Raw genomic sequence first — 20,962 nt, forward strand, 5'->3', positions numbered from 1 at the left:
TTGCTGCGCGGCTGGAAGCCCCCATATTTCAGAGAGCTGATCGGGAAAATCAAGAAGGCGATGCCCCAAGGGAAGCCCGAGGCCACGGTCTTCATCGATCCGCAAGCGTTCGAAAAATACGGTGTATCCGTCGTGCCTGTCACGCTGCACAAACGTACCTCGGACAAGCACTGGTATCAGCTGACGGGCGAGATTTCCGTCGACGGGGCGATCGACGAGATCGAGCGCGGTCGCGCCGGGCGCGTGGTCGGGAATACGTACGCTATCGCCGAGCCGAATATTCTCGATGTCATTCGCGAGCGGATGGCGCGGATTGACTGGAGCAAACAGATCGCGCACGCGCGACAGTCGGCGGTGCAAGCGCCGTTCAACGGTGTCGAGATCCCAGTCGCATCGAAGACCGAGAGCCATCTGTTCGACCCCAGTATTACGCTGTCGCGCGACGTGACGAATCCAGCAAACGGGCAGCTGCTCGCGGCACGCGGTACACGTATCAATCCGCTTGACCTGCAGCGCTTCCCCTACACGGTCGTCGCTATCGATCCGTATGACGCTCGGCAACTGCGCTGGGCGTCGGCGATCGTTAAAACGAATCCCAAGACTCTCGTCTACGTCACGCGAAACGCGATGCACTCCGACGGGCGGCCGACATGGAACGTGCTCGGTACCCGCACGTTCCCCCTGAACGAGCAGGCTGTCAGTCGATTCGATATCCGTACTGTTCCAACGCGGGTCGAGCAGGAAGGGCGGGCGATGCGTGTAACGACCTATACGCCCGCGTCGCTCGTTGCGGGGAAATGACCATGCGAAAACTCCTTTTTTCGTTGCTCTTCGCCGCGTGCCTGATCTCCGGTCCAACCATCGCGCCAGGGAGCGGAGCCTACGCACAAAGCAGCGCTATGGGAATGTCGAACCTGTCGTGCCCAGATGCACACATTTTTTCGAATCTGTTCAATGGCGTGTGCTGGTCGTCGATCTTTCCGCTCCGGATCGCCGGGTTCGACCTATTCTCGCCAGCCGACGGAATCGGTGCGCCGTACAACGCATCGCGACACCTTTTCTGCGAGTGTGCTGGCGGACCGGGCAAGTTGCCGACGGTCGGCTTTACGATCGGGTTCTGGATGCCGGACAAGCTTATTGAGACCACTCGGTATCCGTACTGCTCGCCGACGCTCGGTGGGATCTCGCTCACCAGTGCGCCACCAGACGGCCTCGGCAGCAGTGGAGGCTTGCCAAACGGAATCAGCAACTTCGGCCGGCCAGCGCTGGGCGGCGAAGACGACGATTCCAGCCCGAGTGAGTCGGGTCTGCGGCAGTTCAACATGTTTGAGTTTCCGCTGATGCAGATGCTTCAGCTGCTGAACGTCCCCTGCAATCCGGACGGCGCTTTGGGACTCGATTTCGCTGCATCATCGGAAGAGATTCCCGGTTGGGACAAGCCTGAGCTCGCGGGGTACATGAACCCCGAGACCGCGATCTTCGCGAACCCCGCGGCGATGCTTGCATTGCCGGTGAGCTGCGCGCTTGCCAGCTCCGGACTCACCCCTCAAACCGACGATCTGATGTTCTGGGCGATGGGATGCTGGGGCAACGCATTTCCGCTCGACGGCTTCGGCGGGATGTCGAGTCAGGTGCAGAACTCGTCGCTTGTCATGGCGCGGGCGATGCTGCTGTTCAGCCAGATGCCAGTTTCGTCGCTCGCCAACCGGACGTTGGGTGACGACGTCGTGTCCGGTATGTGCCAGCCGGTGTTCTCGCCCCCGCTGCAGAAATCGGCATTCAAGGTTTCGATGCTGTTCCCGGTTGCGGAGGCCGGTAGTGGAATTCCGTTCTCGGGTGGTTTCGGCGCGAACGGGCAGCCAGCATCAATTTCTCCCGGGATGACCCAAGGCGCCAACACGGGGCCCGGCACCGCCCCGACTTCTCCGAGCTCGGCAGGCCAGGTCGTGGATTTCGGCTCGGTCACGAATGGCCGTTGCGCACATCGGATCGGGGAGACGCCCTTCCGATGGGGTATGTGGAGGACGCGGCCAGGGACCGGGGAGGACCAGGTGTACCTCATTTGGCGTTGGGTCGACTGCTGTGTAGGGGTGTTTTGATGCACGCTATCTGGAGCAGGATTGCGCCGCGCGTCGTCGCGTCAACGGCATTGCTGTACGCGTCGATCGGTCTTGCATTGGCGGATCCATTTGTCGATGGGCAGAACATGCTCCTGGGTTCGCCTGGAAGCACGAACTTCGTCCAGATGGGTAACGGCATCGCAACTGGCAACGTCAACTACGGGCAGGGCGGACAAGGCGGTTGCGACTCGACGAAAGGGACCGTCTGCGCGAACGATATTTTGCCCTCGCAATACAACCAGGGCACGCTGCAGCAATTCACCGGACAGTACGGTGGCACGGGGAACGCACAGAATCTGCAAGGGGCGGCATATCAGCAGCAGCTGAACGATAAGGCGGCCGGCGCCGGTGGCAATGGCTCTACGCCGGCCCAATGGCTGTACTACTCGGCCAATCAAGGAGCGGGCAATCGCAACCTTGGAACCTGGATCGGATCGTCGGCAGCGGACAACCTTACGCAGATCAACAAGGGTGGTGATCCTGCCGGCCAGGCGGGATTGATGTCGAGCCTATTTTCCGGGTGCACGTCGACATCGATGTCGTCTGGCGGCGTCGCCCAGAATTGTTCGGGCGTCGTGCAATGCCTGGGGAACAGTTGCTACAACCCGGGAAGCGAGGCGAACGCCGACTTCGGGAGCTTCGCGGCCGCGGCGCAGATCATCAACGGGATCCACAGCGGGATGGTCTGTCAGGAGACAGGCAAGCCGCCAAGCCAGACCAACAGTTGCACCCCACAGCAGATCACCAAGCTGGTTACTGTTCCTGATCCGAGCCAGCCACAATGCGCCAGCTGCACGATCACTGTTCCAAAGAAGCAAGACATCTGTCAGGAATCGGGCAAGCCGGTACAGATTACTTGTGGCGGCGGTCCGCAAGACCTGGACGGAACGATTGCGAACGACATTCCGGCAAGCTGCCAGCTGTACGGTGCCCCCGAGCCGGTCGGTGCATTTCCGGCGAAGTGCACGCCGACTGTGTTTCAGGGCACCGTGAACTCATGCAATAACTACGTGGGATCCGGTGTCGGCTTGACGAACAATTGTTGCGCGATGGGGGCACAGGCGGCCAGCTCTTTGAGCCTTCTGTCACTGATCTCGCTTTCCGACATGATTCCTCAGGTCAAGCAGCTCAAGGCACAGCTCGCGACGCAGGTGCAGGACGCATTGAGCCCGCTGACAAACGCGGTCCGAAGTGTCGGCTCGAGCATCTCCGATTTAGCGGGGCAGTTGCAAGGGGGGCTCAGTAATATGCTGTCGTCTGGCTCGGTCGGGGCAGGTCTCGGAACCGAGGCATTGGGCGCTGGCGCGGGTACGGAGATTCAGGCGGGCGCCGAACTGAGCGTCGATGGGAGCGGCAGCTCGATCTCCAGCGGTATCAGTGACTTCGTACAGACGCAACTCACTGAGTTGGTTGGACCTCAGGTCGCCCAGAATGTTATGCAGGCGTACCAAGCGTTCAATACGGCCATGATGATCTACACGGTCGCCTCGACGATCGGCAAGTTCGCAACTGCCTGCTCTCCAGATGAGTTGCAGCTGGGGGTGAAGCAGAAGAACAAGCTGTGTGTAACGATGCCATCATATTGCTCTGCGAACGGCGGTCTTTTTTGCCTGGTGGAAACGACGAAAGCCTGCTGCTACAGCTCGATGGTATCCCGAGTGCTCGCGCAGCAGATCAAGCAGCAGATTTCGCCCGGGGCTGGAAACGGTGGCTACGGAGCGTCGGACAATCCGGACTGCAGCGGATTCTCGCCGGCACAACTTGCGTCGGTCGACTGGACAAAGGTCGACCTCAGTGAGTGGCTGCAGACGCTGCAGCAGACCGGGTTCGGATTGCCGCAAAACTCGCAGGACGTAGCGGACCGCGTCAACGCTTCAGGCAACACCCCAACAAGTATGGTGTCCTACTACCTCGGCGGTAATGGGCCAGCGATCAATCAGGCTGACAACATCAAGACCCGGGCTGACCAGTTGACTGCCGGCGGCCGCCTCGAGGCGTCGCGTGAAAATGCGACCCTGACGCAGGCGACCTGCTACACCGATCCGAAGGGCATCCCGACATACCAGGGTCCTGCTGTCGCTCCTCCGGACGTCATCGTCCCCTATGGTGCCGTCCAGTCCGACTACGGGTTCGACCAGATCACGAATTGCACGCCGAAGACTGGCGCACACTGCATTCAACTGAATCTTGGCAGGCAGGACAACGACTACATTACGGATACCTGCACTCGCCTGTGGAATCAGGTTTACAACTTCAAGGTACTGCGACCCGATCTGATTGTTTCGGCCCGCATGACAGACGTTGAGTGGGACGACGACATCAACGTGAAGATAAATTCGCAGGACGTGTTTACATCTGCGTATTTCTATACCAGTGCACTCTTCAAACCGGGGGGCACATGTGAACACGGGACTTCTTGGATCGCCTTCGGTTCACCACTGCCGTCTCAGGTCGTCTGGAATCCCCCCGGCACGACAACACCCGGCTTTCTTGATCTGACGGCGATATTCAAGCGCGGTGGCATTGTATCGACGCAGACGCAACTTTCTGTTGGTGGGAAGGGCGAAGGGTTCGCGGTCATCGAGGTCGAGTACAACGACCCGCCGAATCAAGCTCCGACCAACTGCATCGCTCCGCCACAACCGAAATGATGCTGCAGCGCTTCAGTTCCACGGCCTTTCGGACATCTCCTTGGGCAACGCCTTATCTACTTGCCCGAACAGGGCACTTTTGAACATGGAGATCCGAATGCTGAACGCCGTTCAGAATCAACAAGACGCAATGCCTGCACCGGGCTTGAACTTCATCGACAAATTGTTCGATATCGAGGTGCCTCCCGAGGTTCGCAATCGTGCGCAAATCCGGACCGTGGCACCTGGTGCAGACACACCTCCGTCAAACCCGCATTATGTGTTCACGAAGGACCAGATGCTGATCCTGCAGTTCTGGATCAACGACGAGGGCAAGGACGGACAGAAGACAAACCTCATGCTGACCGGACCGACCGGCTCAGGCAAGACCTCACTCATCGAGCAGCTTGCTGCACGGATCGGGTTCGGCTGCATCAAGGTCCCGTGTCATGGCGAGCTTGAGTTCGAGGATCTCATCGGCACGAGAACCTTGAACGAGAGCGGCGGCATGATGTGGGTGGATGGACCTGTCACCCGCGCGATGCGCAACGGCAGCATCCTGCTGTTCGACGAGATCAACTTCCTGCGACCTGAAGTTGTTGGCGGATTGAACACGATCCTCGACGGCGGATCGTTCCTCATTTCAGCGACCTCGGAACGAGTCATGCCACATCCGAACTTCCGGATCGCGGCGACGGGCAATGCGATCGACGGCACCGACGCAGGGAAATATCGCGGCACGCGCCGGCAGAACGACTCCCTACTCGATCGATTCCTGCTCGGCATTCGACTCGACTACATGCCCGCAGAGCAAGAACGTGCGCTGCTGCAGGGGATGTACCCACGACTCGACAGCCAAGTGATCGAGGTGATGATGGACGTTACCACTGCCACGCGCGAATCGCAGAGGAGCAACGATCTGAGCGTCGCTATCTCTACGCGCGTGCTACTCAACGGATGGGCGCGCCAGGTACACCGCCAAACGACGCCCGAAAGGCAGGCCGAGAACATCCTTTCTGCCTTGCAGACGACGATGCTGTTCCGCGTACCCGATCAGGATCGCACGATGATCAGTAACACCGTCACGCAGCTCCTGCAGCGAAAGCAGCTTTTGAAACAGGCCCCAAGCAATTCCTGACCGTCTGGCGGCAGTTCACTCTGGTGGACGCCGCCTCTTTATTTAATGGTCACGGTATCTCGCTTTCCGTCATTCCATCTGTGCGAGTACATCTCTGTTCGCAACGCTTCCGGCGCCGCCCGGTAATCTGAACAGGAGCTTCACATGTGCCACCCCCAGGAAAATCCCCTCGGTGTAGTAAATCAGCGACCAGTGGACGCACCATTTCCCGACGTATCTCGACTTAAGTCGCAGTTGTCCAGCGCAAAGGTTCGGCACCGCTACATGCATGATGTCAACGCTTTGCTGCGCATCGACGATCGCCGGCGTCTTGCGCTGCTCGGCGTCAGCGACCGAGGCATCGAAGCGATGATGTGTCCCGACGCAAATGGAGAAATCGGCTACACCCGGTCAGAACTCGCGGCAAATGCATCCACAATTCGAATGCTGCGCCGTCGGATCGCTCACTTTGGACGATCACACGTCGACCGTGCCGACCGATGAGTCCGTCCGCTCCCATTCTGACCTCACGCCCTCCATGCTAAGCATGCGAGGGTATTTTTTTGCGGCTTTCCAGGGCGGCCGTGCGCAGGCGGCTGCCCACGGCTGCGATCACACACCTGGCATGCCGCTGAAAGCGAATCCTGCCCTGACGACCCCGAAGGTTCCCGCATCCAGGCGAGTATTCCCGCATTCCATATCTTCACTCGCATCTCTCTCCGCAATGGCAATGGAAGAAACCCCACTTCCACCAACTCGAAAAGGAGAGAGCAATGGGTATCAAGACGTCCAGTCCGCGTCCACGCGGGACCGCAACAAAATCAACGAGTAGGCGTCGTGCGTCAGGTACGATCGGCGGGCAGGGAACCGGCCGTGTCGAGCGTTGCCGGGATGCGGCTGACCGCGCAAACCGTTGGCTCACGGAACGCTCGCTGTTGACGAGTCATCCATGGAAAGGGTTGATCGGCCTGCCGAAGAAGATCGCCGACGGTTCACCCTATGTCGGTACCAACGTGTTCGTATTGCTGGCGGAACAGGATCGTGGCCGGTTCATGTCCGCGCTTTGGGGCAGCTTTAAAGCGTTGAAGGAGAACGGGTTTACGGTTAAGCGAGACTCGGTGCATACCGACGCGATCTTCTTCGGCCGTAAGCAGACGAACGCGGGGCAGTCGGGATCACGGGTACAGGTCGCGACGGCCGGCACCTCGGACGACACGGGTGCGCCGCGCCCAGACGACCCGACAGGTGGCACCGCGGCGGCGCCAACACAGACGGGTTCCCGGGTAATTCAGCCGGTCCAGCTCTTCAACGTCGCACAATGCGTCGAGTTCAGCTTCGATCCCGGGCCTTCAGTGGGCGATCCTGCAAACCTGTTGTCCCGGTGGTCCGAATGCCGGGTGGCTGGAACGCGGCTGCGGAAATGGCTGCAGGAAATGACCCAGTCCGACCCGCTCGAGCCGTACGAGGTTGAGCTGGTCGAGCGCCTCGGGGCCGATATCGCATTCATGCGTCGGACGGGCGCGATGGACGTGATAGAGGACCGCCTACCCGTTGTGCCTGATCTGGGAAATCGTTTCATGAAGGTGTGCGGTACGGCCTATTCGCTGAGCAAGGCGATCGAGGAACAGGTTTTTGGCGCAGCTCAGCAAGCTGGCCCGGCCCCAAGCTTGCCCCCCTCTAATCCCCCGGCGGACGCATCGGCAGTGGAGCCTGAATCTGCCGCTGCTCCTGCGACCGAGGGGGCTCCGCAGGAAGCGACGAGCGAGGCGCTGACCTCCTCGTCTACGTCAGCTGCGGTCACGGTGCCCGAGCCGGAAGTAGCTTCGACGGCAAATGCAACAGAAGCTGACGTGCCGAGGGCGGTGAAGCGGAAGCGGAGTCCGCGGCGCGCGGCGGGTACGGCGGGCGCCGCCGATGCCGCCGCACCGAAAGCCGTCGCAGAGCCTGACGTCATCGAGGAACAACCGGACTGGATGAACTCCTGGTGAACTCCCAATCCCCAATTGTCGGTTTCGACATTGGGGATTTTTTTATCCCTGGCGCCGCATTTCTGCATTTTCGATTTGCCCGATACCCTCTCGTCACCGTCATTGCCGAATTATTCGCAGAAGAGGAGCCCTTGATGAAGCCCTTGTCGCTCGACGCACAGCGCAACCCCGATCAACACCAGTACTTCGTCGGATTCAAAAACGTTTGCTATTTGGCTGGCTATATTCGCCGCGATAACCCTCACGTTGTCCCGGACGGCGCAACGCGGCGGTTCTGGTTGCAGTTGACCAATAACGAGAACCTGATGGTGCCGGTCGACCTGCCGCCTGGTATCGATTTGCCGAAGCATGCACGTGAGTTCCAGGGGCTCAAGTGCATTTGCCAGCTTCGTGGCTTTCGCGCTGAAGGTGACGAGCAACCGCGCGTCAGCGTGATAGCGCGTGGCTTCGGGCGCATCAACGCGCTCGAAATGCCTCCGCTCACCGCATTCGAGAAAGCGGTGCCTGCGAGCGCACCGAACAACACCGAGTTCAAGCCATTCGGGTCTGGCTATCGTAGTAACGGGGCGTCGAACAAGGTCGAGGTCGCAGGCATCGTTTCGGCAAAGCGTTTTCGCCACCCGACCGGCGAGAAGAGCGCCGCCCTCATTATGCTCATTCGCCAGACGGCCAACGAACGCCAGGATATCCCGGTGATCTTCTATGGGAAGCTTGCCGAGAAGTTGTCGGAGGATATCCGTGTCGGGGCGCCGATTTATGCGACCGGTCGGTACCGTGTGACCGGGATCAAAGTGACCGACGAAATCAACCAATCGACCGGAAAGCCGTATGTGACGGGCACACCGATCATCCAGATCGATGTGCCGACACAGCCGGTCGAGCGCGATATTCTTTACATCGATGGGATTCGTGGCGGCAGGTTGCTCTGGAAGGAGCGCACGCCGGAATGGATCTTTCAGGTGGCACCATCGCCGGCTGCGCCGCGACGGGCCGTCGTGGGTGATCAGCAGGTGGCGACGGCGACGATCCAGAAGGTCGAACCGAATGCCGAAGCGGTCGAGCGGCAAGCGAGCCCGACCTTGGCGCCTGCGATGGACGGCGCGGGCCTCTCCGATGAAGATCTGAGCTCGCTCGGCCTCTCCCGCTGATCGCACATGCGCGGCCGCGTTGAGAGTAGGCGAGGCCGCCATTACCCTTCTGGATATCTGTGATGCATCGCGAACCACTTGTTTCGTCGGTCGTCACCGTGCTGGGGTTTTGGCTGTTCGCGGTGACAGGCTATTCGGTCTACCTGAACCGGGTCGATCTTGCTTCCCTGCTCGACCTTCAGCTCTACATCGACACGTTGCGTTGGCCGCTCGCCGGTGTGGCCGCAGGGGCATCCGTCGCGGTGCTCTCGATCTACCTTTACCGTCGGTTCACCCTCGACGGTGTGGCCGGTCACGCGGGCGCCGGGGTCATCACAGGCCTCGGGCGGGTTCCCATCATCGTGGAGGAGCTCGAAGCCGCCGAACACCGCGTCTCTGACGAAATACTGCGGTCCGTATCATCGCTTGCGAACGTGATCATGAAGCGAGATCGACCGCCGACTGACATGCTCGAGGTGTGGCGCAAGCACTATGCGAAGAGCTACCCCGCGCACGCGGCGCTGTTGGACAAGCTCGAGCGGGTGTTGATGCGCTACCGGCACCTTCCCGCCACACATGTACAGGACGGCCCCCGAAATCATGGGGGGCGGTCACTGATCGAGCATTCGCTGTTGATCGCCTTCCTGATGGAGTGGAACGCGCCGCAGTTTTCCTATCCCGTCAACCCCGCAAAACCGCATTTGCCCCTGCTCGACCCGCAGTACACCTTCAACTCGTCAGACCCGCTCATCCTGCTCGCGGGCATTGCGCACGACATCGGAAAGATCGAGTGCTACGAGTTCGCGCCGGACGATCCGAAGAAGGTCGGAGCGCCTGTCGGCAGCCGGCACGATCACGACAAAGTCGGGGCCCGCTGTCTCGCTCGCATGCCGGAATTCTGGGCGCTTCCGGACGAGGATCGAGATGTACTGCTGCTGTGCTGTGCGTACTATCACACGCCGCAGAGCATGCCGATGAGCTCGCCGAAAACGGTCCGCTCGGATCGCCTTCATGCGATCACGGAGCTATTGATCAAGTGGGACGGCGAGGGCTCGGCCCTGGAGAATCGTGAAGGCGCGCGGCTGACCGATGAAACGGCGACCGGACCGGAAGAGGTGCCGGCAACGAAGCTGTTCGAGGCGAAATCAGAGGCAGGTCGGCAGCTTTTACTGTGGAATCTGGTGAGGGAGCTTGTCCTCGAGCCAGGGCGTGTCAACGGTCAGGATCGTCGTCGGAACCTCGGCTGGAAATACCACTTTCCGCACTTGGGCAAGACTCTGCTCTTTCTCGTTGAGGACCAGTTTGTGCAGCTGGTTGCGGCTCGCGGCGAGTTGGAGGATGAGATGGAGGGCAACTTTTCCGGGGCCGGCGTCGATCCTCTAACGAGGAAGATCCTCTCCGCATGCTTTGAACAGGGCGCGCTGTATCTCGACTTCGAGGATGCGCGTACGCGATCGCCCGAGATGCTGACGTACGTCGCACGTATGTACAAGCCAACGCAGTATTTCGAGAATGTGAAGACGAAGACCGCGATCAAACCGGTCCATCAGCGCGGCAAGGAGGTCCTCAAACTCGGCTCGGTTCTGGTGCTCGAGCTGTCGAAGGAAGTCTTCCCGGAGTTGCTGGCACTGCAGGACAACAACCTGGTTCCCGAGATCCGGCACTTCCGGACCGGCAGCGCTGGCCGACGGGGGCGGAAGCCTAATGCATCGGCCGGGCCGGATACGGGCGGTTGGGTCATTCCCGACGTGTCAGACCGTGTTGCCGAGAGTGCACCCGGCGCGAGTGACACCGCGGGCAGCTTGCCACCGGCGCCATTTGACTCACCCACACCCGTCGAGCAATCGGACGCGCCGAGTGGTGCGACGTCCGCTGCACAACCGACAACTTCCCAGCCGGTGGTGGCGGCCAAAGTAGTCACCTCGGTGTCGACCAAGCCAATCGCGTCAGCGGTACTTGTTGAGCACGCGAAGCGCGGGCTGGCGAGCGGGACTATTCAGGGCCGAGTGAACGAAGCCTCGGGGGTATTGATGGTCCGTGGCGACAGTGAGCACCTGGTCGAAGTCCTCCATCTGGATACATTCGGATACGCCGACGCTGAAGCGTTTCTCGCCGACGTCGAGACGGGGCGGATCCATGGGACCGATATCTTGAACGTCGATGGCGTGAAGATCTTGCGCATCACGCTTCCGGCCGGAGTAGGGCGAGCCGTGGAGGAAGCATGGTGAGACTTTCGGTAGTTGGTACGCCGCGAGCGAAGTCGGTTCGACGTTTTTCGATCTGGTACGGATGGGAGATTCGAGCTGCATGGTTCATGGGAACCGTGGCCGGCCTCCTGAGTGAGAAGACAAGGGGCGACTACCACGATTGGGCTATTGCGCAAGCGTACGGCCTCGGGCGCCGAGACTTTCGTGGCTCCCGGGAACTGCGGCGATTCTCGCGCAACGCCGCGCTTGCGGCCGCCTACGAACGAGGCGCGGCCGATGTTCGGCAGCAGGCTGCGCGCCTGCGATGGCGCGGCCCAATCGACAGCTTGAATGCCTACTCGGCTGGTCATCAATCCTTCGTCGTGACCGGCAGAAGCAAGCGGGCCGTAGATAGCACGTCATTCATTACGCTATCGGACTGCACAAGTCCACGCAAATAGGACCACATTCGCGCTTTCGGCACGCTGCATCGTTCGGCGAACTCGGAGATGGTGAGACCTAGCGTCGATCGGATGGCGCGAAGGTCCGAAGCCAGAGGATGCTCTGGCTTATCCCGTTGAACAACCTGCCCGCGCTGGCGTACCTTCGTGCCGCGCAGGTTTTGCTCCAGATCACGTGAAATGTGCTTCGGGAATGCGCTCCTTTCGAGCTTCTCTCTAAATCGCGCACGGTGCCGCGCGGTCGACGTCTCCTCCTCGCGTGACTCCAGCAAGGACAGAGGCGATCGCTCCAACATGTCAGGTTCGATCGATTGGCGAGCCTCTTCCTCTTCCATGTCGGTGACCAGCTCTTCGGACTCGTACTGTACGGCCTGCCGGAAGGCTGCTAGGGCAAGGTTGTCTGCAGTGCGATAGACGTAGCTGTAGATGTTCACCGGGACATCGATCTGGCCGAAGATCGGAATGCATGCCATGAACGTGTCGTTCAGGATTGACTCGAATTCTTGGTGAACGCCACGTCTGTCGGCAACGCTGAAGACAATACGACGGATTCGGGGGCAACCGATAAACACGCGTGCCAACGTATCCGCGCTGGTGCCGGGGGCAGGTGGGAGCATCAGGTGGAAGCGACCCGAAGGGCCGCTCTGCATCGGCGCTGAGCGCTGCACGGCGGTACGCATCAGAACAGGCTCCACGCTTTGCGCGCGCCGATCGACTCCAATAGCGCCCGCACGTTGCCCGTCGCGATCGGCAGGCCGTTGGCAGACTCGAATACGCCGGCCTTTCCGGGCACACCAGGTAGCCATGCAATCGGGTGCCCATCGAAGGCGGCGCCTGCCGCATGCGCGAGACCGGAAAGGTCGGCTTCCTGGCGGCCGAGGAAGAGACGTTGTCCACCGAGGCCTCCGAACGCGCGGCGGACTTTCGCGTGTTGAAGCCGGTGAATCGACACTACCCACCGTTCGCCAGTCGGCGACGTCAGCACGGCGATCGGGACCGGTTGTCCGTCCGGGCACTCTAGGATCCAGCTCTTGTCCAGGCTCCGCGAAATTGCCCGCGCGGATCGTCGCCTGAAACGATGCGCCGCCAAGCTGAGGGCGCTGCGTCGGACAAGGAAAATTCCGGCGCAGCCGATCAGCGCGAATGCCAACAGTGAGACCGCGCTAGACGATTCATGATCACGATGGATGAGCGCGACTGCTGCACCTATGACGAGCGAAGTACCAGTCGCGCTTGTGACGACCGCGGAAGACAGCGACTGAGTGGCAGGAAGCTGCGTCCGGTCAGTTGCCACGGTGGTCTCCGTCAAACTGCGGAAGGAGCTCCACGCGCGCAATCGGTGTTCCGGGTTCGGTGATCGGTTCAGTCGCCGCCGTAACCCTTCCGATAGAGGCTCGCATCAACGATTGGGCGGCTGCGCGATCTGCGTCCCGGATGACGTTTCGCGGGGCCCGGGACGTAGCCAACCGCCCGGTCCGTGCCTCGGATAACACTTGGGTCGCGCTGACCCCGGCCGATTGCGGCGCATCGCCTTCGTATGCCACAGTCGACGATGGCTCACCGACGCGGAAAGTGAGGATGCCGGCACCGTCCTCGAGGCGGCCGAGGCGGGCCTGATCAGCCGTGCCGGCGCAGCCGGCGGTTCCCAGGCATACCGCAGATACAACGATCCAAGTCTTGCGCATTTCGCTGGTCCTATAAGTGAATTGAAATCGACACGGACAGTGTGACCCGACGGTCGCAAATGCAGAAATGAGCGGGCGATGGAACGGGGAGGATAATCGTGGCCCCCGCGAGTCCGGCTGAAACCCCGCGTGGTCATCCGGGGTTATCCGTCCGATTTCCTAACTCGAAGTGACACCCCTATGTTCCAACGTGGGTTACCAGATTCTGGGACCGATACGATGACTTCGGGGGTTGAAATGCAGACAATGACCAATGGTGGTGACGCGCTGATAAGGCGTACTCCCCACGACAAGCGCTCTAGATTTCTAGGGTCCTGGATTCGGAAGATTGGGTGTGCAATCGCGCTGTCCGCCGCGTCGTTCGCACATGCCGCGCTTGTCCAATATAACTTCACGTCAGTCGACGGCGTACAGAAGACTTCAGGTCCGGACGCAGGCTATGCGAACGCTGCAGGGCAGATGACTTTCAGCATCAGCTCGGGTCTCGCGAACCGCGTGCGCATCTCTATCCTGACGACGAACCAGCAAATCGTTTCGACGGCCACGAGCGACGTTGTGGGCGTCAATAGTACGTTCACGATTGGCGGTAAGACCTACTACGGCGCCCAGCTTCAACTGCCGGCGCCAATCCCCGGCGCCTATGTGCTCCAGGCCGATATCCTCGACGGGACGGGCAAGGTCATCTCCACTGACAAACACCAGATGATCGAAGCGACGAGCGGCCCGAAGGTAGGGGCCTTCGTGGGATCTGGCCACGGAATATGCTATGACGACAACTTCGCGAATCTCTGTCAGCCTGCGGATGGTGCCCTGGTCGGCCCTTGGACGACGATGCGGATTGGTGTGAATGGAGTGACGGACAACGGTGCAGGAGTTGCGGGCGCAAAATTTTCACTCAAGTCGCCTGATGGTCTTACAACATATACCCAGCAGCAGGCTCAGTATGATGCCGGCAATCAGCTTGTGCTCATAGGTGATGGGAGCACGTGGATAGCGATGGCATTTACTCCGGAAGATTTCATCGGGCCGGTTGTGGCGGAATTCGATATCTTTGACAACGCCGGTAATGTTTCAGTTGTAAGGCGCAACCTCATTTGGAATGGTGAAGTACATGGTCCCAAGGGGTGGTCGATTGCAGCGATCTACAATCCCAATTCGACTGCAAATTTTCTTCCGGGTTCACCGTTTGTAGGGTATGAGCCGTATACGCCGGGAATGACCACGTACGCAAATCCGGTCAAGTACGTTATTCGTGCGCCTCGAGACGAATGGATAACTAATGCCGCGACGGGTTGGTTCATTGCCGGTACGGCGTATCCCGGGAGTATGGCGCCTGACTATCAAGATAGTCAGTACGGTTACAAGCTCGTTACTGTTGGTTTCTCTCAGAGTGGGAACGTTGATCAATCCCTGTACTGGGCTTCGAAGACGGTTGGTCAGGGCGATAGTCTCAACTACCAGTTGAAGCTTGGTGATGGTGTTCGTACAACCCCCTCAATTACGGGATTTTTGTACTCGTTGGACTCAGGTCAGCTTTCCGTTCCCGTATTCACACCCCATTACATGTATTCAAAGAGGACGACCATCAGTCAGATAACGGCTAATGCCGAGGTTCGGGATTTCGACCAGGTCGTTGAAGACAATATTGTTACGTTATTTGGCACGACGAATGCCGGTACTCAAACCTTTAGGTGCACAATCCCGGCTGGCGCAACGTCGTGTGTGCTGACGGGACCTTTCGTGATGGACGCAAGTGGCGGTGCGACTACCACGTACATGCATTACACATACATACGGAGCGCGGATGGCGCACTTCAAAGTGGGACGCTGACAGTTCCCGTGTTCGTCATTGACAAAGGGGTGCCTCAAATCACATCGGTAACGTACGATCCGAAGGCGCTCAGCATTACGGTCGTTGGGACGAAAGCAACGGTGGGCGCCCCAAATACGTGGGCCGACCTTCGCGTGCAGTCAATTGCCATTTCCGCCACCCCCGCAACGGGTGGCAAGGCGGTCTCGATCCCGGTCAATCCGACCTTCGCGAACACACTCTTTACCGGTGTGGGGGACGGAAGTAGTTTGCCCGATGGAAATTACGATTTCGTCGTGACAGTTACCGATTCTGCCGGGAATGTAACTTCGCAAGATGTCGGGACGTACCTCATTGCTAAGACGCCTTCGTCGATAGGGTTCTCTGTGCAGAATGGAGCGGCAGTGAAGTCGCTCGATTCGATCTTGATTTCTATCACCGATCCGAATGACCCGGCACCGATGATTCAGTCGGCTTCTCTCACCGGCGGTCCAACGAAAACCGACGTGCAGGTTGCAACGAGGGCGACGGATACACCGAACCAGTACGGTCTGACGTACCCGATGATGTTCCCGTCCTCCGACGCAAATTCGGGTTACACGTTGACGGTTTCGACAATGAACAAGTTTGGCCGCCAGAACACGGCGACCTTGAACTTTCTCTATTCTCCACCGCAAGTGTCGGCGCTTGGGCTTGCCAACGGCGTTGCTCGTTTGCCAGCTGTCCCTCAGGTCGTGACGAACATCCGATCTTCGCCGCTCACGCTCAGTAATGGTGGTGCGGTGACAGGTCAGTACCCGGTGATGGCGACGCTGCGCGCTGATTCGACAATCCCGCTGGTGGTGAATGGTGTCACCGTTGCGCCGGGCGCGACGCAGGCGGTGGCATCGTCCTACGATTTCACGCGTGCGGGAAGCGCGTTAAACGTACCCGTGAGTCCCGCAACGGCTGACCTGGTCGGCAGGGCGTACCTCTTGCTCTCGACCGTGGCGCCGAATGCTCCCGTACTCGTCGCCGAGGTGGACACCTGGAGTCCGTCTCAGCAAATCGCGTTGGCTCCAGCCGGCAAGGCCACCAGCTTTACCGTCGACGTTGCGCCCGTGACGCTGGTGGCGACGCAAACCGGTGTGGGGACGGATTGCACGGGGAGTATCGAATACGCGCTGCAATCGACCATCAGCTCGCGAGGTGGCACGTTGAATCCCGGTGGCTATCAATGTGCACTTCAGGTCGACACGGACGATGGCGATCTCATCGACTATACGACCAGCCCGCAGGGGATCGTCGGGTACCTCCACACCGTTGGGCAGAACCGCGCGGTATACGAATCGGGGGTGCTGTATCGTGACCCGACGACGAACAAGATCGGCTTCTACACTGCTGGCAAGCAGACGATCAATCTGGTCGGGACGTCGCTCGATGACGCGGCGCCAGTGTGGTCGTACCTGGCCGGGAATGGGCCCCAAGCAGCTGGATCGTCCATGACCAATCCGGTCGCAATGCTGGGCGTGAACCAGTACGCGGGGCAGATGAAGGCAACGGCGGTGAACCCGGGCCTTACGATGGTTATGACCGACCCGTCAAACAAGGCGACGAAGCTGGCCACGCAGTCGAATTCCATAGGAGGCCAGATCTACACCACCAACAACACGTTGTGGGACAAGCTCCGGTATGGCTTCGACGTCTCCTACACGCGTCGGCCGGACAAGGTCTGGCACGCCGATTTGAATCTCAGCGTGCAGCCGCCGAACGTGACGATCAACCTGAATCGGCAGGTCGGCTCGCTCGTGTCTACTACGGACGCAACACTGACAGGAACGGTTGGGATGCTTCAGGGTGGTGCGTTTACGTACAGCGTGGCGACGATGGGCGAGTGGCGTGTGCAGGCGTATGTGAAAACCGTCACGCGCTCGCCTTCTGGTGTCATCACCTCGACGAAGCTCGAGCCGCTGTCCGATGCACCGACGGCGGTGCGCCCCGACGGATCGTTCACGCTGCCCGTCGGTCAGTTGCCATCCGGAACCGCAAACATTGTCGTGAAGGCGATTCTGTTCGACAGCAACGGTCCTACGACAAGGTCGGTCAGTACCACCGACCTTCTGCTTGCGGTCTCGAACGGATCTCCGATTCCTGCTTCGCTGGTGGTCGCGCAAGCAACGAGCGGCGTTGTGAGTAGCTCGGCGGCGTTTGTGCCCGCTCTCAACGTGATCTATGACTCGAAGCGCCTGCAGGACATCGGGACGATCCATTGGTCAGTCTCGGCGGACAGCGGCGCGACGTGGCAATCGGCGGGTGACACGACGTCTCCGGGCCTGCGGCCACGTATCAGCAGCTCGGGCACCTACCAGTACAAAGCGGTCGTGACGAACAAGTATTCAGGCCTGACGAGCGACACGAACACCGTGACGGTCGAAGCATTTCAGCGGCCCACTTTGTCGATCTCTGGCGCGACCGCAGGATACGCTGGCAGCCCGGTGACGTGGACGGCAGTGTCGGACGTTGCGGATACGTCGTTCACGTGGTCCGTCAAGACGGCCTATAACGACCAGAACCCGAAGACCTTCACGGGCAAGACCGTGACGTACACCCCCCAGACGGCAGGGACACTCTGGGTGACGCTGACGGGCCAGGAGAGTACCGGCACGATCGCGAATCCACTCCGGACCCGGACTGCATCCGCGATTTACTCGGTTGCTGCGCTTTCCTTGCCAAAGCCGATCATTACTGGCCAGCACGTTCTGGAGACAGGGAAGCCCGCGACGTTCACCGTCACGCAGAATTCCCCCTTCAACAAAAATCAGGTGACGACGCAAACGCTCAAGGGCCAATGGCTTCTCCCTGACGGCACGACTCAGGACGGCTTCGATCCGGTGACGGTATCGATTCAGCCGGGTCAGACGACGATCGGGTATGTGAGCTGGGTGGACGGGTTGAAAGATGCCTCATTGACGAAATCCGGCTTCACGTTTTCGACGTGGACCTACCAGTTCCCGAAGATGGTCCTCGCAATGTCGATGCCCGATACGCGCGCGCCGGCGATCGGTGTCTTTACCGCGAACTACGAGAATATGGCCGATGCTCGCAACGTTGGCACGGAGAAGTTCAACTTCGACTGGTTGCTGCCATCGAGTGCGAACGTAACATCCCAACGTGGGGCCACGCTGGGTGCAACGTTCACACAGGCGGGTGAACAGCAGGTACAGGTGACGGTGAGTGACGCTCGCGGCAACCACCAAACCCTTTCGAAGGTGTTCACCGTAGGAAATGCGCCTACGCTTTCCGCCACACTCGGATTGCAGGGTAGTGACCGATGGTCGCGAGCGCCGTCGAACGTTCAAGCGGTGTTGTCTCTGACTTCGATGCCAAAGGGCGATCAGATCTCGCAGATCGTCTATGCGCTTGATGGTACGCCGGCACTGACGGCCACGAACCCGACTGCAGCAGCCGTGATTCCCGTCGCGACGCCCGGTGAGCACACGATCAGCGCAACGATCACGACGAAGACGGGGGCATCGTTCACCGCGTCGCGGAGCTTCTCCCTCGTGACGGGCGACAACCCGGTATGCTCGATCGCACAGTCGGGGTCGACCGTGGAAATCGTGCTGCGGGCGGCTTGCACGGTGAACCAAGGGAAGGTTGTCGGTATCAGCTGGCTCGTCAATGGAGAGAAGACGGCACTGTCTTCAGCCTTCATCACGTTCACGGGGCAGCAGCTCGCGGCACTGCGTACAGCGGGGGTTATCGCAACGACCGACAAGGGGCAAACTGGGCAAACGTCCTGGACGCGACCGTGACGCGGCGCGAAGTTTCATAAGTCAGCGTACTCAATGGGGGATAGCGAGTGTCATTCCTAACCGGTCGTTGAAGGATAAAGTTGGCTCCGCGTGAAGGGAAGTAGTGGAAGGGCGCCCTCGCCCAAGAATCTCGCGCTACCCCCATTGAAAGCCTCGATCTCCCCGGTCGAGGCTTCTTTTTTTCACCTGCCGGAGCGAGCCGCCCGATGACGCCTGGGCGCTCCACAACAATGTAGGTCTGCTGGGCTCGTTCCGGATCGCCCGCCCTCCGGGCGGTCGGCGCTCTCCCCACGCCTGCGGCGTGGGTCCCCGTGCGCCTCGATCCGGGCGCGCAGGTGCGCGCGCATCGACGCCGGCAGTTCGACCGCTTGGCTTGCAGGAGGGGGCGATCGAGACGCAAATGCGCATGGGCGATTCGGTATCGCCAGCGACACCTTGCCCGGCATTCCACGATCGCGCCCACATTTCTCTCCACTACGACTTTTGGCCGCAGGCCATACTTTTGGAGGAAACTCACCATGCATTTCAACGCTAGTGTGCCGATAGGGAGGTTGTTCGCCCGAGCAATGAGGGTGTACGATTGGGTTATGGAACGATTCATTGCACCGAACGGCGAGAAGGTGACCAAGGTGGTGACTCCGTCAGGAGTGACCGGGTACATCGCTGCGTCTGTTCCGGCTGAAGCGCTGATCGGAATGCGCGACAAGATGATCGCCAAGCTCGGCACGACCCTTCCAGAGTTCCGGAAGAAGTACGGGCTCGATCGACTGCCAGATCCGTCAAAGCCCGCTCGATAAGGCTTGAGCATGAGCTCCTCGCCATTTGTGCGAGGCGCCGTGTTGAAGTGCCGCTTTCCTTTCGATTCCCACCCGAACCAACCTGGTCCACGACCGCACTACTGCTTGTCCGTCACTCAATTTGAGTTGTCGGGTGCGCAGTATGCCGCCGTGTGCTACGGCACATCGAGGCTGGACGAACCATTGCTCCGTAAGCATGCTGGCATGATCCTTAGCGTTCCCTCGAGCTTCATTCGTGGGGAAATGCCGGGGCCCGTGACGCATTTCATCGGGGATCACATCGCGTTCGTGCCGTACAACAGCAAGTGGTTCTACATGGACTTCCAGGCTCGCCTGGATTACGTCCGTGAGAAGGATCGGCAGGGCGACTTCAAACGTCAGCGCCTCTATCAGGACTTTGTCCGTTTCGAAGAAATCATGGCTGCGTCTGTTGCCCAAGATGTAGATTTCTGGGCTCAAAGTGAAAACAGACAGGTCATCGGATTGCCCCCGGGCAAGAAATTACGTTGACCTCAAACCCTCGCATCGCCTTTTGGTGATCGAGGGTTTTTCTTCTTCTGGCGACTGTTTCTGCATTTCGTAGCCGGTCGTGATACTACGGGAACGACGCTATGTTTACGTCGATCGGTTCGAGGAGGAGCCTGATGCGAAAACTGCCCGACAACGTAACGCTGAGTGAGGCCAAGATGGCTGCCGAGCTCGATTCGATCAACGCTGCGATCGATGCATTTGCCGCACAGATGAAAGCCACCATGGCGCGCAAGGTCGCGGAGAACAGGGTGGGCTGGGATGACCCTGCGTTGCTGCCCGACATTATCGACAACCTGCTCGCGCACGGGATCCAGTGCCCGAACGATCATCGGCATGCCGTTCACGTCGGAAACTTCGCGATGATGGTTTGGTACGCGTCAGAGGGGCGGCGTCAGTTGGGCAAGGCCGTGGCCACTACCGCGTGACGTTGGGAGGCGGCGCCATGTGGTACGCCATGTGGTACGCGATCAGGTATGGACTCAATGCGCTTCTGCTGCTCAAAGAAAGGAAGATCAGCTGGCGCACGTTCCGGCGGGCCTTGCGTGAACACCCCATCGCTGTTTGTGGTCCACGAGGGGCGTACATCCTGGATCCAGACTTCGAGAAAGGCTGGCGGTAGCGACTTGAAGGCCACGCCGACCGTTCCGACTTCAGCTCGTGATCGAGAGCTAGCCGCGATGCCGTCGATCGCGTCACTGTTTCCGATCATGTTCGCC

Annotated in this window: 14 protein-coding genes; 12 read left to right on the top strand and 2 right to left on the bottom strand. The window is 59.9% G+C overall.

The window, feature by feature from the left end; all coding sequences use genetic code 11:
- The 8 genes from ACN8ZM_RS39685 to ACN8ZM_RS39720 form a co-directional block, all read left to right on the top strand.
- On the top strand, positions 1-801 hold an 801-nt coding region (locus tag ACN8ZM_RS39685), incomplete at its 5' end, for a TrbC family F-type conjugative pilus assembly protein (RefSeq protein ID WP_420213346.1).
- 2 nt (positions 802-803) lie between these two features.
- Positions 804-2,099, top strand: coding sequence for a TraU family protein (locus tag ACN8ZM_RS39690; RefSeq protein ID WP_420213347.1), 1,296 nt, complete (start codon positions 804-806; stop codon positions 2,097-2,099).
- Positions 2,099-4,771 (top strand): conjugal transfer protein TraN, encoded by a 2,673-nt coding sequence (gene traN / locus ACN8ZM_RS39695; protein ID WP_420213348.1) that lies wholly within the window; start codon positions 2,099-2,101, stop codon positions 4,769-4,771. The genes ACN8ZM_RS39690 and traN overlap by 1 nt, the downstream gene beginning before the upstream one ends.
- A gap of 97 nt (positions 4,772-4,868) precedes the next feature.
- Entirely contained in the window at positions 4,869-5,888 is a 1,020-nt protein-coding gene (locus ACN8ZM_RS39700; protein WP_420213349.1) for an AAA family ATPase, read from the top strand.
- A 264-nt stretch (positions 5,889-6,152) separates the two neighbouring features.
- Entirely contained in the window at positions 6,153-6,371 is a 219-nt protein-coding gene (locus ACN8ZM_RS39705; protein WP_420213350.1) for a hypothetical protein, read from the top strand.
- 269 nt (positions 6,372-6,640) lie between these two features.
- Positions 6,641-7,855, top strand: a complete 1,215-nt coding sequence (locus ACN8ZM_RS39710; protein ID WP_420213351.1) for an ArdC-like ssDNA-binding domain-containing protein — start codon at positions 6,641-6,643, stop codon at positions 7,853-7,855.
- Positions 7,852-9,003 carry a hypothetical protein gene (locus ACN8ZM_RS39715; protein ID WP_420213352.1) on the top strand — a complete coding sequence of 384 codons (1,152 nt, stop codon included), beginning with the start codon at positions 7,852-7,854 and terminating at the stop codon, positions 9,001-9,003. The genes ACN8ZM_RS39710 and ACN8ZM_RS39715 overlap by 4 nt, the downstream gene beginning before the upstream one ends.
- Before the next feature lie 62 nt (positions 9,004-9,065).
- A complete protein-coding gene (locus tag ACN8ZM_RS39720) occupies positions 9,066-11,210 on the top strand; it encodes a hypothetical protein (RefSeq protein WP_420213353.1) in 2,145 nt (714 codons plus the stop codon).
- Between the two features lie 328 nt (positions 11,211-11,538).
- Here ACN8ZM_RS39720 and ACN8ZM_RS39725 read toward each other — a convergent pair whose 3' ends face one another.
- Complete coding sequence (locus ACN8ZM_RS39725; protein ID WP_420213354.1) at positions 11,539-12,309, bottom strand: hypothetical protein; 771 nt, start codon at positions 12,307-12,309, stop codon at positions 11,539-11,541.
- Entirely contained in the window at positions 12,309-12,923 is a 615-nt protein-coding gene (locus tag ACN8ZM_RS39730; RefSeq protein ID WP_420213355.1) for a hypothetical protein, read from the bottom strand. Before ACN8ZM_RS39730 ends, ACN8ZM_RS39725 begins: the two co-directional genes overlap by 1 nt.
- Positions 12,924-13,560: 637 nt before the next feature.
- On the opposite strand from ACN8ZM_RS39730, the gene ACN8ZM_RS39735 reads away from it, so the two are divergent.
- The 4 genes from ACN8ZM_RS39735 to ACN8ZM_RS39750 all read left to right on the top strand — a co-directional run bounded on the left by ACN8ZM_RS39735 (position 13,561) and on the right by ACN8ZM_RS39750 (position 20,671).
- Positions 13,561-18,918 (top strand): Ig-like domain-containing protein, encoded by a 5,358-nt coding sequence (locus ACN8ZM_RS39735; protein WP_420213509.1) that lies wholly within the window; start codon positions 13,561-13,563, stop codon positions 18,916-18,918.
- Positions 18,919-19,505: 587 nt separating this feature from the next.
- Positions 19,506-19,715 (top strand): hypothetical protein, encoded by a 210-nt coding sequence (locus tag ACN8ZM_RS39740; RefSeq protein WP_420213356.1) that lies wholly within the window; start codon positions 19,506-19,508, stop codon positions 19,713-19,715.
- Positions 19,716-19,820: 105 nt separating this feature from the next.
- The gene (locus tag ACN8ZM_RS39745; protein WP_420213357.1) at positions 19,821-20,225 is read left to right on the top strand and encodes a hypothetical protein; all 405 of its coding nucleotides are present in this window, start codon (positions 19,821-19,823) and stop codon (positions 20,223-20,225) included.
- Positions 20,226-20,359: 134 nt separating this feature from the next.
- Positions 20,360-20,671, top strand: a complete 312-nt coding sequence (locus ACN8ZM_RS39750) for a hypothetical protein (protein ID WP_420213358.1) — start codon at positions 20,360-20,362, stop codon at positions 20,669-20,671.
- Positions 20,672-20,962: the final 291 nt, after the last annotated feature.

It is taken from the genome of Burkholderia aenigmatica (assembly GCF_048627025.1).
Lineage (GTDB): Bacteria > Pseudomonadota > Gammaproteobacteria > Burkholderiales > Burkholderiaceae > Burkholderia > Burkholderia aenigmatica.

Excerpts from the sequence above, each read along its gene's own strand:
- ACN8ZM_RS39690 (WP_420213347.1), top strand. The coding sequence starts at position 804 with ATGCGAAAACTCCTTTTTTCGTTGCTCTTCGCCGCGTGCCTGATCTCC.
- traN (WP_420213348.1), top strand. The coding sequence starts at position 2,099 with ATGCACGCTATCTGGAGCAGGATTGCGCCGCGCGTCGTCGCGTCAACG.
- ACN8ZM_RS39700 (WP_420213349.1), top strand. The coding sequence starts at position 4,869 with ATGCTGAACGCCGTTCAGAATCAACAAGACGCAATGCCTGCACCGGGC.
- ACN8ZM_RS39705 (WP_420213350.1), top strand. The coding sequence starts at position 6,153 with ATGCATGATGTCAACGCTTTGCTGCGCATCGACGATCGCCGGCGTCTT.
- ACN8ZM_RS39710 (WP_420213351.1), top strand. The coding sequence starts at position 6,641 with ATGGGTATCAAGACGTCCAGTCCGCGTCCACGCGGGACCGCAACAAAA.
- ACN8ZM_RS39720 (WP_420213353.1), top strand. The coding sequence starts at position 9,066 with ATGCATCGCGAACCACTTGTTTCGTCGGTCGTCACCGTGCTGGGGTTT.
- ACN8ZM_RS39725 (WP_420213354.1), bottom strand. The coding sequence starts at position 12,309 with ATGCGTACCGCCGTGCAGCGCTCAGCGCCGATGCAGAGCGGCCCTTCG.
- ACN8ZM_RS39735 (WP_420213509.1), top strand. The coding sequence starts at position 13,561 with ATGACCAATGGTGGTGACGCGCTGATAAGGCGTACTCCCCACGACAAG.
- ACN8ZM_RS39740 (WP_420213356.1), top strand. The coding sequence starts at position 19,506 with ATGGAACGATTCATTGCACCGAACGGCGAGAAGGTGACCAAGGTGGTG.
- ACN8ZM_RS39750 (WP_420213358.1), top strand. The coding sequence starts at position 20,360 with ATGCGAAAACTGCCCGACAACGTAACGCTGAGTGAGGCCAAGATGGCT.